The sequence below is a fragment of the Acidovorax sp. A79 genome (assembly GCF_041154505.1).
GTDB lineage: Bacteria > Pseudomonadota > Gammaproteobacteria > Burkholderiales > Burkholderiaceae_C > Acidovorax.
This window is the reverse complement of record NZ_AP028672.1, coordinates 1,406,032-1,422,679: the sequence shown is the minus strand read 5'-3', so window position 1 is coordinate 1,422,679 and position 16,648 is coordinate 1,406,032. Positions and strand designations below refer to the sequence as shown.

At 70.2% G+C, this 16,648-nt stretch carries 9 protein-coding genes; 8 read left to right on the top strand and 1 reads right to left on the bottom strand.

The window, feature by feature from the left end; translation table 11 throughout:
* Window positions 1–4: 4 nt before the first annotated feature.
* From ACAM51_RS06415 to ACAM51_RS06395, 5 genes are all read left to right on the top strand, one after another.
* Window positions 5–5,977, top strand: coding sequence for an MG2 domain-containing protein (locus tag ACAM51_RS06415; protein ID WP_369643780.1), 5,973 nt, complete (start codon window positions 5–7; stop codon window positions 5,975–5,977).
* Window positions 5,978–6,028: 51 nt separating this feature from the next.
* Window positions 6,029–6,397, top strand: coding sequence for a hypothetical protein (locus tag ACAM51_RS06410; RefSeq protein ID WP_218295651.1), 369 nt, complete (start codon window positions 6,029–6,031; stop codon window positions 6,395–6,397).
* Window positions 6,390–8,765, top strand: coding sequence for a penicillin-binding protein 1C (pbpC, locus tag ACAM51_RS06405; protein WP_369643039.1), 2,376 nt, complete (start codon window positions 6,390–6,392; stop codon window positions 8,763–8,765). The genes ACAM51_RS06410 and pbpC overlap by 8 nt, the downstream gene beginning before the upstream one ends.
* 83 nt (window positions 8,766–8,848) lie before the next feature.
* Window positions 8,849–11,131, top strand: coding sequence for a diguanylate cyclase (locus tag ACAM51_RS06400; protein ID WP_369643038.1), 2,283 nt, complete (start codon window positions 8,849–8,851; stop codon window positions 11,129–11,131).
* Window positions 11,132–11,411: 280 nt separating this feature from the next.
* Window positions 11,412–12,575 (top strand): L-lactate dehydrogenase, encoded by a 1,164-nt coding sequence (locus ACAM51_RS06395; protein WP_369643037.1) that lies wholly within the window; start codon window positions 11,412–11,414, stop codon window positions 12,573–12,575.
* Between the two features lie 39 nt (window positions 12,576–12,614).
* On the opposite strand, the gene ACAM51_RS06390 is transcribed toward ACAM51_RS06395, so the two are convergent.
* Window positions 12,615–13,358, bottom strand: coding sequence for an IclR family transcriptional regulator (locus tag ACAM51_RS06390; protein ID WP_369643036.1), 744 nt, complete (start codon window positions 13,356–13,358; stop codon window positions 12,615–12,617).
* 136 nt (window positions 13,359–13,494) lie between these two features.
* On the opposite strand from ACAM51_RS06390, the gene ACAM51_RS06385 reads away from it, so the two are divergent.
* Genes ACAM51_RS06385 through ACAM51_RS06375 form a run of 3 tightly spaced genes read left to right on the top strand, consistent with a single transcriptional unit; the run spans window position 13,495 to window position 16,642 of the window.
* Entirely contained in the window at window positions 13,495–15,021 is a 1,527-nt protein-coding gene (locus ACAM51_RS06385) for a class I adenylate-forming enzyme family protein (protein ID WP_369643035.1), read from the top strand.
* Window positions 15,018–15,821, top strand: coding sequence for a citryl-CoA lyase (locus tag ACAM51_RS06380; protein WP_218340067.1), 804 nt, complete (start codon window positions 15,018–15,020; stop codon window positions 15,819–15,821). Before ACAM51_RS06385 ends, ACAM51_RS06380 begins: the two co-directional genes overlap by 4 nt.
* The gene (locus ACAM51_RS06375) at window positions 15,818–16,642 is read left to right on the top strand and encodes a hypothetical protein (protein WP_369643034.1); all 825 of its coding nucleotides are present in this window, start codon (window positions 15,818–15,820) and stop codon (window positions 16,640–16,642) included. Before ACAM51_RS06380 ends, ACAM51_RS06375 begins: the two co-directional genes overlap by 4 nt.
* Window positions 16,643–16,648: the final 6 nt, after the last annotated feature.

Here is a 16,648-nt window from a genome sequence, read left to right as displayed (position 1 = left end):
ATGGATGCTGGCCACCAGCCTGTCGCTGGCGGCCTGGGGGGCGCAGGCCCTGCAGATCACCAGCTTTTCGCCGCAGGGCGAAGTGGCCCGGGTGCGGCAGGTGGTGGCCAAGTTCGATGCCGCTGCCGTCAACTTTGGCGACCCCAAGGCGCCCGCGCCGCTGGCCCTGAGCTGCAGCGATGCCGGGGCCACCAAGGGCACGGGCCGCTGGACGGGAGAGCGCGAGTGGGTGTTCGACTTCGAGCGCGACCTGCCGCCGGGGGTGCGCTGCACCGCCACCGTCAGGGCAGGGTTCAAATCGGCCGCTGGTGCTGAATTGACGGGCGCGAAAAGCTATCAATTCAATAGCGGAGGGCCATTCGTGCAGGCCATCCGCCCGAACCCCTACCAGGAGATCGACGAAGAGCAGTTCTTCGTGCTGCAGCTCAATGGCCCCGCCACCACCGCCAGCGTGCAGGGCAATGTGTGGTGCACGGCCGAAGGCGTGGGCGAGCGCATCCCGGTCCGGTTGATCGAGGGCGCGCAGCGGGCCGAGATCCTGAAGGCGCTGGGCCTGGAGAAAAGCGCCGCGCAGGAGCCCCTGCAGTACGCCGCGCTGGCCTGCAACCGGCGGTTCACGTCCGGTTCGCGCATGCAGGTCGTGTTCGGCAAGGGCGTCGCCACGCCCAGCGGGGTGGCCAACGCGGTGGAAAAACGCTTTGACTTCAAGGTGCGCGAGCCCTTCTCGGCCGAATTCAGCTGTGAGCGGGAGAACGCGCAGGCGGCCTGCCTGCCCATCCGTCCGCTGCAGCTGTCCTTCAATGCCCCCGTGCCGCGCAAGCTTGCAGCGGCCATCCGCCTCAAATCGGCCAAGGAGACGCTCCAGCCCCGGATGGAAGGCGCGGGCGACGGCCAGGCGGGCGATGCGCTGGTGAACAGCGTGCAGTTCGCCGCGCCCCTGGCCGAGAACACGGCGTTCACGCTGGAGCTGCCCAAGGACCTCAAGGACGCCTCGGGCCGTCCGCTGCGCAATGCCGACAGCTTTCCGCTGAAGGTGGCCACGGGCGGCATGCCGCCGCTGGCCAAGTTCGCGGCGGCGCCGTTCGGCATCGTGGAGCGTTTTGCCGAGGGGCCGCGCTCCGACAAGCCCCCCGCGCTGCTGCCGGTGACGCTGCGCAATGTCGAGGCGGCGCTGCGCGTGCAGGGGCTGCAGCCGGGCGCCGAGGCGCCGGCAGGCAAGGTGAGCACGCTCAAGCCCCGCACCGATGCGGACATCATCGCGTGGTTCCGCAAGGTGCAGCGCTATGACAACTACGTGGTGAACCGCAAGCAGGCGCGGCAGGACGTGAGCGGCCCGCTGCCCAAGGCGCTGGACGAGGACAAGGAGTACGTGCAGTCGCGCATGCTGTCGCTGCTGGCGGGCAAGGGCGGGGTGAAGACGCTGGACCTGCCCAGGCCTTCCGGCAACGACCCGCGCCCGTTCGAGGTGGTGGGCATTCCCCTCACGCCTGGGTTCCACGTGGTGGAGATCGCCTCGCAGAAGCTGGGCGCCTCGCTGCTCGACGAACGCCATGGCGATGCCCGCACGATGTATGTGCGCACCTCGGCCCTGGTCACCAACCTGGGCGTGCATTTCAAGCTGGGCCGCGAGAACGCACTGGCCTGGGTGACCACGCTCGACAAGGGCCAGCCGGTGCAGGGCGCCACGGTGCGTGTGTCCGACTGCAAGGGCAACGAGCTGGCGCAGGCCATCACCAACGACCAGGGGGTCGCGAACATCGAGGGCCTGTCGTCCGAACCGCCGCGCTGCGGCGATGCCTACCACGGCGGCGATGGCGGCCAGGCCTATTTCGTGAGTGCGCGCCACAAGGGCGACGACGGCGTGGAGGACATGGCCTTCACCTGGAGCGACTGGCAGCGCGGCATCGAGCCCTGGCGCTTCAACGTGCCCACGAACAGCGCCCCGCGCCCCAGCGAGCGGGCCCACACCATCTTCGACCGCACCCTGTTCCGGGCGGGCGAAACCGTGTCGATGAAGCACGTGCTGCGCTCTGAAACCCGCCAGGGGTTCGCGCTGCCCGCGCAGCGGCCCGAGACCCTGGTCATCACCCATGTGGGCAGCGGCCAGCAATTCACCCAGAGCCTCGCATGGCGCGCGACCGCCACCGGGGGGCTGAGCGCGCAGAGCAGCTTCGCCGTGCCGCCCGCCGCCAAGCTCGGCGTGTACCAGGTGGAGCTGCGCAGCGATTCCGACAATGAGCGCAGCTTCAGCTCGGGCGAGTTCCGCGTGGAGGAATTCCGCCTGCCGGTGCTCGAAGGGCGCATTGCGCCGGCCGACAAGAAGGCGCTGGTGCGCGTGCGCTCGGTGCCCACCGACGTGCAGGTCAATTACGTGGCGGGCGGCGGCGCGGCCCATCTGCCGGTGCGGGTGTCCGCCCTGGTGCGCGGCAAGAGCCTGCAGTACGCCGACTACGAGGCCTTCAGCTTCAACCCTCCGCGCAAGCGCGCGCAGGCCTCCAGCGCGGGTGGCGACGACGAGGAGCCCGCCGCCAGCCAGGACGCGCGCGTGATCGCCGACAAGCTGCCGCTCACGCTGAACAAGGACGGGGCGGGCAAGCTGACCATCGACAACGTGCCCCAGGCGCGCGAACCACAGGAATTGCTGATGGAGGCCACGTATGCCGACCCCAACGGCGAGGTGCAGACCCTGCGCGGCACGCACACGCTGTGGCCCGCCGGCGTGGTGGCGGGCGTGAAGACCGAGGGCTGGGTCTCGGCCCGCCAGAAGATCCGCTACCAGGCCCTGGCGCTGCAGCACGACGGCAAGCCCGCCGCCGACACCTCGCTGCAGGTGCAGGCCATCGCGCGCATCACGACCACCACGCGCAAGCGCATGGTGGGCGGCTTCTACAGCTATGACAACCAGACCGAAACGAAAGACCTGGGCACGCTGTGCAGCGGCAAGAGCGACGCGCGCGGCCTGCTGCTGTGCGAGTCCAGGCTGGACGAGCCCGGCGAGGTGGAACTGGTGGTCACGGCCACCGACCGCGACGGCAACACCAGCGTGGCCGCCTCGTCGGTGTGGGTCACGCGCCAGGGCGAGCTGTGGTTTGGCGGCGAGGACCACGACCGCATCGACCTGCTGCCCGAGAAGAAAAGCTACCAGCCGGGCGAGACCGCCAAGTTCCAGGTGCGCATGCCGTTCCGCTTTGCCACGGCACTGGTGGCGGTGGAGCGCGAGGGCGTCATCGACACCCAGGTGGTGCAGCTCAACGGCCAGGACCCGACGGTGAGCCTGAAGGTGCAGCCGGATTGGGGCCCGAACGTGTACGTGAGCGTGCTGGCCCTGCGCGGGCGCCTGCGCGAGGTGCCGTGGTACAGCTTCTTCACCTGGGGCTTCAAGGCGCCGCGCGAGTGGTGGACCTCGTTCTGGTACGAGGGCAAGGAGTACCAGGCGCCCACGGCGCTGGTGGACCTGTCCAAGCCCGCCTTCCGGCTGGGCCTGGCCGAGATCCGCGTGGGCACGCAGGCCCACCAGATCAGCGTGAAGGTGGCGGCCGACAAGGAAAGCTATGCCGTGCGCGGCAAGGCGCAGGTCACCATCACCGCCACGCTGCCGGGCGGCAAGCCCGCCGCCAATGCCGAGGTGGCCGTGGCCGCCGTGGACCAGGCGCTGCTGGAGCTGATGCCCAACAACAGCTGGAACCTGCTCGAAGCCATGCTCCAGCGCCGCAGCTGGGGCGTGGAGACCTCCACCGCGCAGATGGAGATCATCGGCCGGCGCCACTATGGCAAGAAGGCCGTGCCTGCCGGCGGCGGAGGGGGCAGGGCGCAGACGCGCGAGCTGCTCGACACGCTGCTGCTCTGGGAGCCGGCCCTGCAGCTGGACGCCAACGGCCAGGCCAAGGTGACGGTGCCGCTCAATGACGCGCTGACCACGTTCAAGATCGTGGCGGTGGCCGATGCGTCCACCGGCCTGTTCGGCACCGGCAGCACCAGCATCCGCGCCACGCAGGATTTGCAGATCATCAGCGGCCTGCCGCCCCTGGTGCGCGAGGACGACCAGTTCCGCGCGCAGATCACGCTGCGCAACACCACCAAGGCGGCGATGAGGGTCGAGGTAGCGCCGCGCGCCACGCTGCTGGAGCTCAAGCCCCAGACCGTCGACATCCCCGCCGGCGAGTCGCGCGAGGTGGCCTGGAACGTCACCGCGCCGGCCCAGCTGGCGCAGACGCGCTCCGAGTCCATCCTGTGGGAGATCGAGGCCAAGGACACCGTCAGCGGCGCGCGCGATGCCCTCAAGGCACGCCAGCGCATCATCCCCGCCGTGCCGCTCACGGTGCAGCAGGCCACGCTCGTGCAGGTGGACGGCAGCTTCAGCCTGGACGTGAACCCGCCCGCCGATGCGCTGCCGGGCCGGGGCGGCCTCAAGATGTCGCTGCAGCCCAAGCTGGCCGAGGGCCTGCCCGGCGTGCGCGACTGGTGGGCCCGCTACCCGTTCGCCTGCCTGGAGCAAAAGACCAGCAAGGCCGTGGGCCTGCGTGACGGCGCGCTGTGGCAGACCGTGGTGGCGCAGTTGCCCACCTACCTGGACAGCGACGGCCTGGCCAACTACTTCCCGCCGCGCGACGGCGACGCCAACCGGGGCAGCGACACGCTCACGGCCTACGTGCTGGCGGCCACGCACGAGGCGGCCAGCCTCAACCCCGCGTTTGCCCTGCCCGACGAGGCCCGCGCGCCCATGGAGCGCGGCTTGATCGCGTTCGTGGAAGGCCGCATCCAGCGCAGCTTCTGGAGCCCGCGCAAGGACCTGGACATGCGCAAGGTGGCCGCGCTGGAGGCGCTCTCGCGCTACGGCAAGGCCCAGGGCCGGATGGTCGGCAGCATCACCATCGCGCCCAACCAGTGGCCCACGCACACGGTGATCGACTGGGTGAACGTGCTCAAACGCGTGGCCGACGTGCCCGAGCGCGACAAGCGCCTGGCCGAAGCCCTGCAGATCCTGCGCAGCCGCCTGTCGTTCCAGGGCACCAAGCTGATCTTCAGCACCGAGCAGGACGACTACTGGTGGTGGCTGATGCAGAACGGCGACGTGAACACCGCGCGCCTGATGCTCGCGGTGATGGACGACCCGGCCTGGAAGGACGACATGGGCCGCCTGGCCAACGGCTTCATCAGCCGCCAGCAGGCCGGCGCCTGGCACACCACCACGGCCAACCTGTGGGGCGGGCTGGCGCTGGAGAAATTCAGCGCCAAGTTCGAGGCCGTGCCGGTCTCGGGCACCACCAAGGCCACGATGTCTGGCAGCAGTGCCACCGTGGACTGGAGCAAGGTCGAGCGCGTGAAGGCCAGTGACGCCACGGGCGCCGCGCACCAGACGACCTGGTTCGGAGCCCCCGCATCGCCCGGCAACCTCAAGAACAACGACATGTTCCTGGCCTGGGGCAAAGCGGGTGGCAAGGAAAGCCTGGCGGTGGCTCACCAAGGGCCGGGCAAGCCGTGGCTCACCCTGCAGTCCGTGGCCGCCATCCAGCTCAAGGCGCCGTTTGCCGCAGGCTATGCCATCAAGAAGACCGTCACGCCGGTGGAGCAGGCCAACAAGTCGCTGCCCGCAGGCCAGTACACGCGCGGCGACGTGCTGCGCGTGACCCTGGAGGTGAACGCCAGCGCCGACATGACCTGGGTGGCCATCACCGACCCGGTCCCGGGCGGCGCCACCATCCTGGGCAGCGGCCTGGGCCGCGACTCGGCCATCGCCACGCAGGGCGAGAAGGCGAAGAGCGGCGCGGGCTGGCCCGCGTTCGAGGAGCGCAGCTTCGAGGCCTTCCGCAGCTACTACGAGTACCTGCCCAAGGGCACGGTCAAGATGGAGTACACCGTGCGCCTGAACAACGTGGGCGATTTCGCGCTGCCCCCGAGCCGCGTGGAGGCCATGTACGCGCCCGAGATGTTCGGCGAGCTGCCCAACGCGCGGGTCAAGGTGGAGGCGGCCAGGTAGCCGCGGCGCCGTGCCACGCCCCGTCATGAGCCGTCCCCGGAGCCGCGCGCCATGAGCCTCAGTGTCTTCGTGGAACTGCGGTTCTGGCTGCTGGTGGCGTTTTCCCTGGTGCTGCCCGCGGGCATCTATGGGCTGCTGCTGGCCACGCGCTCGATCTCGCGCATGGCGGTGCTGGGTTTTGGCGTGGCGCTGGTGCTGATCGCGGGCGTGGACGTGTACCTGCTGCAATCGCTCGCGGCCCTGGCCAAAGGCACGCCGTCGCTGGCGGACGACGCGGTGTTCATCTCCGAGCTGTCGATTGCCCTGTATATCCTGCCGGTGGTGTTCGGCGGCATCGGGGTCAACCTGATCTCGCACGTGCTGCTGCGCCACCTGACCGAGGCCGAAACGCGGTTCGACCGGGAGCATCGGGATGACTGACCGTGGCCGGCCCGTGGTGCCCGGGCGGGCGCGCAGGCCGTACAAGGGGTGGGCCGTGGCGGCCCTGTCCGCCTTCCTGGCGGCGCCCGCGGCGGCCATCGCGACTTTCGAGGAGGTGCGCGCGGACTTCAGACCGTCCGACACCGTGCTCCTCTCGCGCGAGGGCGAGGTGCTGCAGCGCCTGCGCACCGACACCACCGTGCGCCGTGGCCAGTGGGTGGCGCTGGCCGACATTTCACCCGCGCTGCGCACGGCCCTGGTGCTCAGCGAGGACAAGCGTTTCTTCGAGCACAGCGGGGTGGACTGGCAAGCCGCCTCGGCCGCCGCCTGGGGCAACCTGTGGAACCAGCGCACGCGCGGGGCCAGCACCATCACCATGCAGCTGGCGGGCCTGCTCGATGGGGACTGGCGCCAGGGGCCGGGCGGGCGCTCGGTGGCGCAAAAGCTCGGCCAGACGGTGGCCGCACAGGTGCTGGACCGGCGCTGGCGCAAGGACCAGATCCTGGAGGCCTACCTCAACCTCGTGCCCTTTCGCAGCGAACTGGTGGGCATCGACGCCCTGAGTCGCACGCTGTTCGGCAAGGCCGCCCATGGCCTGGACGAGCGCGAGGCGGCCGTGGCGGCCGCGCTGGTGCGCGCGCCCAACGCGCGCCCCGGCCTGGTGGCGCAGCGGGCCTGCGGGGTGCTGCGCGACATGCGGGCGCAGCAGCCACCGGCGCGGCCGCCATCCCTGGCCTCCGGCCGTCCGGCACAGCACCTGCCCCCCGTGGACTGCGATGCCCTGGACCTGTTCGCCACGGCGGCGCTGCAGCGCCGCGCGTTCGATGCGAGCGAGGGCGTGGCCCCCCACTTCGCGCGGCACTTGCTGCGCCAGCGCTTCAAGGAAGGGGGCGTGGTGCCCGAGCGCGTGCAGAGCACGCTGCGCGCGCCGCTGCAGCGCTTTGCCGTGCAGACCCTGCAGCAGCACCTGCGGGAGCTGCGCGGGCGCAACGTGGAAGACGGCGCGGTGCTGGTGCTGGACAACGCCACGGGCGCGGTGCTGGCCTGGGTGGGCTCGTCGGGGCCGCTGAGCCAGGCCGGCGAGGTGGATGGCGTGCTGGCGCCGCGCCAGCCGGGCTCCACGCTCAAGCCGTTCCTGTATGCGCAGGCCATCGCCGAGCGGCGTCTCACGGCGGCCTCGCTGGTGGACGATTCGCCCGCGCACATCGCCACCGCGGGCGGCCTGTACATCCCGCAGAACTACGACCGCCAGTTCAAGGGCTGGGTGTCGGTGCGCACCGCGCTGGCGGCGTCGCTGAACGTGCCGGCGGTGCGCACGCTGGTCATGGTCACGCCGGACGCGTTCCATCGCCAGCTCTCCGCGGCGGGCATGCCGCTGCGCGAAAACGGGGACTACTTTGGCTACAGCCTCGCGCTGGGCAGCCCCGAGGTGCCGCTGCTGCACCTGTCCAACGCGTTTCGCACCCTCGCCAACGGCGGGCGCCTGAGCCCGGTGGCATGGGCCCAGGCGCCCCCCGGCAAGGCCCCGGCCTTCGCCCCCGCGCTCGATCCGCGCGCCGTCTTCATCGTGGGCGACATCCTGTCCGACGGCAATGCGCGGGCGCGCACCTTTGGCACCGACAGCGTGCTGGCCACGCGCTTCTGGACCGCCGTGAAGACCGGTACCAGCAAGGACATGCGCGACAACTGGGCCGTGGGCTGGTCCGCGCGCTACACCGTGGGCGTATGGGTGGGCAATGCCAGCGGCGCGGCCATGCACGACGTGAGCGGCACCAGCGGCGCCGCGCCCATCTGGGCCGCGGTCATGGGCTTCCTGCACGCGCGCGAACCCAGCCGCGCCCCCAAGGCGCCCCCAGGCCTTGCCCGGGCCGCCGTGCAATTCGGGCCCGCCGCGCCACAGCCCGGTGGCGCGGGCGACGCCCGCCAGCCCCTGGAGGCGGCGCGGCAGGAGTGGTTCCTGGAGGGCACCCAGCAGCCCCTGTTTGCTATTGATTCAGGAGCTAACGGGCAAGACGAAACCAGCGCCAGCGCCAAAAGAACCCCCCATCCCCCGGGGCGGGAGGCCGGGGCGGCCGCGCCGGGCCTTGGCGCGCGCATCACGGCGCCGGCCCCTGGCACCATCATCGCGCTGGACCCGGACATCCCTCCCGCGCGCCAGCGCCTGCAGTTCACCGCCACGGGAAGCGGGTGGTTGTGGCGCATGGACGGCAGGCCGCTCGGGCGCGGCGCGCGCGTGGCCTGGATGCCCTGGCCGGGGCGGCACGTGGTGCAGCTCACCGATGTCCAGGGCCAGGTGCTGGACGAGGTCCGCATCGAGGTGCGCGGCGCGGGTGCCGTGGCGGCCGCACCCAGGGCCACTGCGCATTGACGCCACGAAATCCGAGGGATACGGTGTGACTTGCCGCCCGGCACGCCACAGGTAGACGCCTAGAATGGTTACAAGATATTTCTATGCCCTTTCTGCGCCAGTTCTTTTCCCATCGCCTGATCTGGCTGGCCCTGTTGGTCTCGCTGGGCATTGGCGCACTCTTCGCACGCACGATCTGGACCATTCGCGCTGACGAGTGGAACTACGCCGCCCAGACCAACGCCAATCTCGCGCGCACGCTGGAGCAGGGGCTGAGCTGGGCGCTCGACACGTTCGATAAATCGCTGGAAGGCGTGGCGCGCGAGGTGGGCAGGCCCGAGGTGTGGGCCTTGCCGCCCGACCTGCGCGCCCGGGTGGTGTTCGACAACTCCCTGCGCGCGCGTGGCGCGGGCGATGTGCTGGTGCTCGACACCCTGGGCAACGTGGTGCTCGATTCGGGCCCGCTGCCGCCGCGCCGGGTCAACTTCGCGGACCGCGACTATTTCACGGCGTTCCAGTCGGGCGGGCACCAGGGCCTGTTCGTGGGCAAGCCCGTGCCCTCGCGCGTGACCGGGCTCAACATCCTGCCGGTCTCGCGCGCCTACTACCGTCCGGACGGCAGCTTCGCCGGGGTGGTGGTGGGCGCCATCAGCCTGAGCTATTTCAATGAGCTGTTCGGTTCGCTCGACATGGGCCCCCACAGCGGCGTGAACCTGTTTCGCAGCGACGGCGTCGTGATCACCCGGTTTCCCTATGGGGACGCCGACGTGGGCCGCAGCCTGGCGGGCACCCCCAACATGATCCGCTTCCAGAAGGAGGGCACGGGCACCTTCATCGGCACGTCCACCATCGACGGCATGGAGCGCCTGTATTCGTTCCGTCCCGTGGGGCGCTATCCGCTGATCCTCAACGTGGCGCAGTCCACCGACACCGTCCTGGCCAAGTGGTACCGCAGCGCCTGGGTGCTGGGCGGGTTCGCGCTGCTGCTGATGGTCAGCTGCGTGGGGCTGGCCACGCTGTTCGTGCGCGAGCTCACGCTGCGCCAGCAGGTCTCCGCGCGGCTGCGCGAGGCCGAACGCAACACGCGCACCATTCTCGACAACATGCCCTCGATGATCGGCTACTGGGATGCCGGGCTGCGCAACCGGTTCGCCAACCAGGTCTATTTCGAGTGGTTCGGCGTGCGGCCCGAGCGCATGCCCGGCATGCACCTGAGCGACCTGCTCGGGCCGGAGCTGTTCGCGCAGAACAAGCCGTTCCTGGACAGGGCGCTGCTGGGCGAGCCGCAACTGTTCGAGCGCACCTTCGCGGATGTGCATGGCGTTGCGCGCCACACCATGGCCTCCTACCTGCCCGACACCGAGGGCGGCAAGGTGCGTGGCATCTTCGTGCAGGTGACGGACATCTCGGAACGCAAGCGCATGGAGGACGAACTGTTTGACGAGAAGGAGCGCGTGCGCCTCACGCTGCAGTCCATCGGAGACGCGGTGGTCTGCGCGGACGCCCATGGAGCGGTCACGTACCTGAACCCGGTGGCCGAGCGCCTGACCGGCTGGCAGGCCTTCGACGCGGCGGGCCACAACGTGGACGAGGTAGTGAACCTGCGCAGCCCCGACAACGACGCGGTGCTGGCCAGCCCCTTGCGCCAGGCCATGGAGCAGGGCCTGGCGGTGGAAGCGGTGCGCGGCGTGGTCCTGCACCGCACCAGCGGGCAGCGCTTTCAGGTGGAGGAAACCTCCAGCCCCATCACCGACCGCCATGGGGCCGTGACGGGCGCCGTGGCCGTGCTGCGCGATGTGACCGAATCGGTGGTCATGGCCGAGCGCATGGCGCACCTCGCCCAGTACGACGCGCTGACCGACCTGCCCAACCGCGTGCTGCTGCAGGACCGCGCCCAGCTGGCCATCTCGCAGGCGCGCCGCGACGGCAAGTGCCTGGCCGTGATGTACCTGGACCTGGACGGCTTCAAGGACGTGAATGACACCCTCGGCCACGATGTGGGCGACCTGCTGCTGGTGCAGTTCGCCCAGCGCCTGAAGGCCGCCGTGCGCGCCTCGGACACCGTGTGCCGCCAGGGCGGCGACGAATTCGTGGTGCTGCTGCCGGGGCTGGACGGCGCCGAGCCCGCGTGCAGCGTGGCGTGCAAGATCCTCGCGTCCTGCGACCTGCCTTTCGAGCTGGCGGGGCGGGTGCTGCAGATCGGGCTGAGCGGCGGCATCGCGCTGTACCCCCAGCATGGCGACACCTTCGACGCGCTTTCGCGCCATGCCGACAGCGCCATGTACGCCGCCAAGCGCGGCGGGCGCATGCGCTTCATGCTCTACCGGGGCCCGGACGAGACGCCCGAGGTCGTGCTGGCCGACAACGCGGGAGGCCGCGTGCGCTGAGCATGCGGCGGTGCGACGCGGTGCGGGGAGGGGGGCCGCATGCCAGAACCCACGGTGGGATCATGTTTTGCTATGAAAATAATAGCTTATTGCGCTTGTGGAATAAGCGCCAGGCGGTGTTTTTAGTGAAAGTCCTGGGGCTTGCGCGGGCCCGCCCCGGCCCGCCTTGGAAATTTGTTGCAGCCCCGCGCAAATAATTTTGATGGCCCGCCAGCGCGCAAGTGCCTACCATCCGCGCAGTTCTTACCGTCCCCTGTGCAACCCCTTCTGGAGCGTCCGCGTGCCTGACTTGTCCAAAATCACCTGCATCGAAGACCTGCGTGTCATCGCCCAGCGGCGCGTGCCGCGCATGTTCTATGACTACGCCGATTCAGGCTCGTACACCGAGGGCACCTACCGCGCCAACGAAAGCGACTTCCAGCGCATCAAGCTGCGCCAGCGCGTGGCCGTGAACATGGAAGGCCGCAGCACGCGCACCACCATGGTGGGGCAGGACGTGGCCATGCCCGTGGCCATCGCGCCCACGGGCCTCACGGGCATGCAGCATGCCGACGGCGAGATCCTGGGCGCGAAGGCGGCCAAGGCGTTCGGCATCCCGTTCACGCTCTCGACCATGAGCATCTGCTCCCTCGAGGACATCGCCGAGCACACGGGGCGCCACCCGTTCTGGTTCCAGGTGTATGTGATGCGCGACCGCGACTTCATCGAGCGCCTGATCGACCGCGCCAAGGCCGCCAACTGCTCGGCGCTGCAGCTCACGCTGGACCTGCAGATCCTGGGCCAGCGCCACAAGGACATCAAGAACGGACTGTCGGCGCCGCCCAAGCCCACGCTCGCCAACCTCATCAACCTGGCGACCAAGCCGCGCTGGTGCCTGGGCATGCTGGGCACCCCGCGCCGCTCGTTCGGCAACATCGTGGGCCATGCCAAGGGCGTGGGCGATCTGTCCTCGCTCTCGTCCTGGACGGCCGAGCAGTTCGACCCGCAGCTCAACTGGGGCGATGTCGAGTGGATCAAGAAGCGCTGGGGCGGCAAGCTGATCCTCAAGGGCATCATGGACGCGGAGGACGCCCGCCTAGCGGTCGACAGCGGCGCCGATGCGCTCATCGTCAGCAACCACGGCGGCCGCCAGCTGGACGGCGCGCCATCGTCCATCGCCGCGCTGCCCGGCATCGCGGCCGCTGCCGGCAAGGACATCGAGGTGTGGATGGACGGCGGCATCCGCAGCGGGCAGGACGTGCTCAAGGCGCGTGCGCTGGGCGCCCAGGGCACGCTGATCGGGCGCAGTTTCCTCTACGGCCTGGGTGCCTTCGGCGAGGCGGGGGTGACCCGCGCGCTGCAGATCATCCAGAAGGAGCTGGACATCACCATGGCCTTCTGCGGCCACACCAACATCAACACGGTGGACCAGTCCATCCTGCTGCCGGGCACCTACCCCGCCTAACCGTGGCCCGTGCAACCGCGGCCGGCCGGTGCGCAGGACCTACAGCGTCTTCTGCAGCGCCGCGATCTCCCGCTGCAGGGTCTGCACCACGAAGTCCTCGCGCGGCTGCATGCGCGCCGTCATGGCGCTCACGCTGATGGCGCCGACCACCATGCCGCCCCGGTCCCGGATGGGCACGCCAATGCTGGTCACGCCCGCCACGGCGTAGTTGGTGATGCTGGCGTAGCCCCGCGCACGGGCGGTTTCCATCAGGTCCAGCAGGATCTGCCGCGTGAGGCCCCCGTAGGTGGCCAGGTGCGGCTCGATGCGGCCGAGCACCTCGGGCAGTTCGTCCTGCGGCATGAAGCTCAGCAGCGCCAACCCCCCGCCGCCAATGCCCAGGGGCCGGCGCTTGCCCACTTCCACGGTCAGCACCTGGATCGGAAAGCTGCCGGACTGGCGGTCCAGGCAGAACGAATCCGCCCCGCTGCGCACCACCAGGAAGGCGGTGTCCCCCGTCTCGGCGCTGATGCGTGCGAGGAAGGGCGCGCACTGGTCGCGCAAATTGAAGTGGGTGGACGCCACCAGCCCGAGTTCGTAGGCGAAGTGGCCCAGCCGGTAGCGGCGCCGGGCGTCCTGCATCACCAGCCCGCCTTCGACCAGTTGCTTGAGCAGCCGGTGCACCGTGGGCTGCGCCAGGCCGCTGGCCGCCACCAGCGTGGACAGGCGGGCGCCGGACTTGTGCTCGGAGGAAATCAGCCGCAGCAGCCCGATGGCCCGGTCCAGGCTTTGAACGGTGGTCATGTCATCAAATTCACTGTAAATCCATATTGTGGACTTATTTGCTTTGGCGTCCGGCCGTGCAAAGGAATAATTCAATGAGAAATTTATTTCACTGACGACGATTCAACAATAAAAGTCCGTATTGCGGAATATTTGCATGTACCCCATCGATTTCTTCTACCGCGCTGCCCGGATGTATCCGCAGCGGGAAGCCCTGGCCGGCGGCGGCCAGGTGCTGACCTATGCCGCGCTGGCCGCGCGCGTGGACGCCGCCGCCTGCGCGCTGCAGCAGTTGGACGCCGAACCCGGCTCGCGCGTCGGCATCTGCGCCGGCAACACCGTGGACCACGTCGTGGCGCTGCTGGCCGTGCTGGCGGCGGGCAAGGTGTGGGTGCCGCTGAACTGGCGCAACCCGGCGGCGGAGCTCAACCGCATCATCGCGTTCACCGAACCCACCATCGTGGTGGCCGAGCCCGCGCACCTGGGCACGCTCGACCTGGCCGGCGTGAAGGCCGTGCTGGCGCTGGGCGAGGGCGGTGAAGCCCGCGCCACGCTGCAGGCCGCCGAGGCTGCGCACGCGGGCCAGCGGCCCCGGCCGCACGACCGCTCGCGCGACGAGGCCCAGGCCATCAAGTTCACGGGCGGCTCCACGGGCGTGCCCAAGGGGGTGATGCAGCCCTACCGCGCGTGGGTGGCCACGCTGGTCAACCAGATCCAGGCGTTCGGCTTCGGCGCGGACGACCGCTACCTCATCTCGGCGCCCGTCACGCACGGCACCTCCACCTACCTGCTGCCCATCCTGGCGCAGGGCGGCTGCCACGTGCTGCCCGCCAGCAACAAGCCGGCCGAGCTGCTGCGCAGCTTCCGCGAGGATGGCATCACCACCACCTTCATGCCGCCCACGCTGCTGTACATGCTGGTGGCCGAGGCGCATGGCGAGCGCCTTCGGCTGCCCCGCCTCAGGCACCTGATCTACGGCGGCGCGCCCATGCCGCCCGAGAAGATCCGCGTGGTGCGCGAATGCTTCGGCCCCGTGCTGGAGACCACCTACGGCCAGACCGAGGCGCCGCAGGTGGTCAGCGTGATGCGCGCCGAAGACTTCGCCGACGAGGCCAACTGGCGCTCCGTGGGCCGCCAGGGCCTGGTGACCGATATGGCCATCATGAGCCCGGAAGGCGCCCTGCTGCCCACGGGCGAGGCGGGCGAGATCGTGGTGCGCGGCGACCTCATCATGAACGGCTACTGGAAGATGCCGGAGAAGACCGCCGAGACCATCGTGGACGGCTGGCTGCACACGGGCGACCGGGGCTACGTGGACGAGCGCGGCTACCTGTTCCTCAAGGACCGGCTGCGCGAGGTGGTCATCACCGGCGGCTTCAACGTCTACCCCATCGATGTGGAGAGCGTGCTCGACCAGCACCCGGCCGTGCACGAGTCCGCCGTGTTCGGCATCGAGGACGACAAGTGGGGCGAGGCCGTGCACGCGGCCGTGCAGCTCAAGCCCGGCGCGCAGGTGAGCGCGCAGGAGCTCATCGCCTTCGCCAAGGAGCACCTAGGCTCCGTGAAGACCCCCAAGGCCGTGCACTTCTACGCCGACCTGCCGCGCAGCGTGGCCGGCAAGGTGCACAAGGTCACACTCAAGGCCGACATCACGCGCCTGGTGCGCCAGGAGCAGCCCGCATGAACAAGCCCGTGGAACGCCCCTACACCGAGCTGTGCACGCACTCGGCAACGTCGATCCACTACCGGGGCGACAACCTGGCCGAGGACGTGCTGGGCCAGCGCGGCTTCACCGACGTGCTGTTCTCGCAGATCCTCAACCGCCGGCCTGACGCAGACGACCTGCGCGTGCTCGACGCCGCGCTCATCGCCATCATGGAACACGGCCTCACGCCGAGCGCCATCGCCACGCGCATGGTCTACATGAGCTCGCCCGAGAACATCCAGAGCGGCGTGGCCGCGGGCCTGCTGGCCGTGGGCAGCCAGTTCGTGGGCACGGTGGAAAATTCGGCCATCCTGCTGCGCCAGATCATCGATGCGCCCGAAGGCGTGGAGGCCGCGGCGCGCGCCACGGTGCAGCGCCACCGCGCCGAGCGCAAGCCCATCCCCGGCTTCGGCCAGCACATGCACAAGCCGGACGACCCACGCGCCGCCAGGCTGCTGGCCATCGGCCGCGAGCATCCGCGCTTCGAGGGGCGCTACCTGCAGGCCATCGAGGTCCTCTCGCGCGAGGTGGATGGCGCCTTCGGCAAGCACATCACCATCAACGCCACGGGCGCGGTGGGCACGCTGCTGGGCGAGCTGGGCGTGCCCCCGGCGATGATGCGCGGCTTTGCCGTCATCTCGCGCGCGGCGGGGCTGGTGGCGCACATCGCGGAAGAGCAGCGCATTCCGTCCGCCCGTTTCGTGTGGGACCTGGTGGACCACGAGGTGCCCTACCGCGGCACGGGCGAGGGCCACAACAAGGACCGGAGCGGCGAATGACCGGCACCACCCCTTCGCGCGACATCCTGGTCTGCGATTCGGTCACCCGCATGGGGCAGGACGTGCGGGGCCGCGTGGCCATCGCCGCCTCGCATGGCGGCGTGTTCGCGGTGCACCTGGCGCTGCAGGAGGGCGTGGCCGGCCTGGTGGTGTGTGATGCGGGCGTGGGGCTGGAGCGCGCGGGCATCGCGGGCCTGGACCATGCCAACAGCCTGGGCGTGCCGTGCGCCGCCCTCCACCACCGCTCGGCGCGCATCGGCGACGGGGCCGACTGCGCGCGGCGCGGCCTGGTCTCGTACGCCAACGCGCGTGCCGTGCAGCTGGGCGTGCGCGTGGGCATGCCCGCCCTGCAGGCCGCGCAGTGCATGGCCGCTGCGGACCTGCAGGCCGTGGACCCGGGACCCTCGCCCGGCGAGGCGCGCAAGGTGCTGCCGGGACTGCATGGGCACCGCACCGTCGTGCTCATCGACTCGGCCTCGCTGGTGGCCGAGGAGGACCGCGACTGCGTGGTGATCACCGCCTCGCACGGCGGCTTGCTGGGTGGCCGGTTCGAGACCGCCATCAAGCTGCCCGTGTTCGCCGCGCTCTACAACGATGCGGGCATCGGCTGCGACGGCGCGGGCGTCTCGCGCCTGCCGGCGCTCGATGCGCGGGGCATCCCGGCTGCCACGGTGGCTGCCAGCAGCGCGCGCATTGGCGACGCGCGGTCCGCATGGGAGACCGGCGTGATCAGCCGCGTGAACCAGGCGGCCTACGCCCTGGGGGCGCGCGAGGGGCAGGGCGCACGCGACTGGGCCGAACTCATGGCGGCCGTGCACTGAGGCTGA

Coding starts and splice junctions, on each gene's coding strand:
- ACAM51_RS06415 (WP_369643780.1), top strand. CDS start 5: ATGCTGGCCACCAGCCTGTCGCTGGCGGCCTGGGGGGCGCAGGCCCTG.
- ACAM51_RS06410 (WP_218295651.1), top strand. CDS start 6,029: ATGAGCCTCAGTGTCTTCGTGGAACTGCGGTTCTGGCTGCTGGTGGCG.
- pbpC (WP_369643039.1), top strand. CDS start 6,390: ATGACTGACCGTGGCCGGCCCGTGGTGCCCGGGCGGGCGCGCAGGCCG.
- ACAM51_RS06400 (WP_369643038.1), top strand. CDS start 8,849: ATGCCCTTTCTGCGCCAGTTCTTTTCCCATCGCCTGATCTGGCTGGCC.
- ACAM51_RS06390 (WP_369643036.1), bottom strand. CDS start 13,358: ATGACCACCGTTCAAAGCCTGGACCGGGCCATCGGGCTGCTGCGGCTG.
- ACAM51_RS06385 (WP_369643035.1), top strand. CDS start 13,495: ATGTACCCCATCGATTTCTTCTACCGCGCTGCCCGGATGTATCCGCAG.
- ACAM51_RS06380 (WP_218340067.1), top strand. CDS start 15,018: ATGAACAAGCCCGTGGAACGCCCCTACACCGAGCTGTGCACGCACTCG.
- ACAM51_RS06375 (WP_369643034.1), top strand. CDS start 15,818: ATGACCGGCACCACCCCTTCGCGCGACATCCTGGTCTGCGATTCGGTC.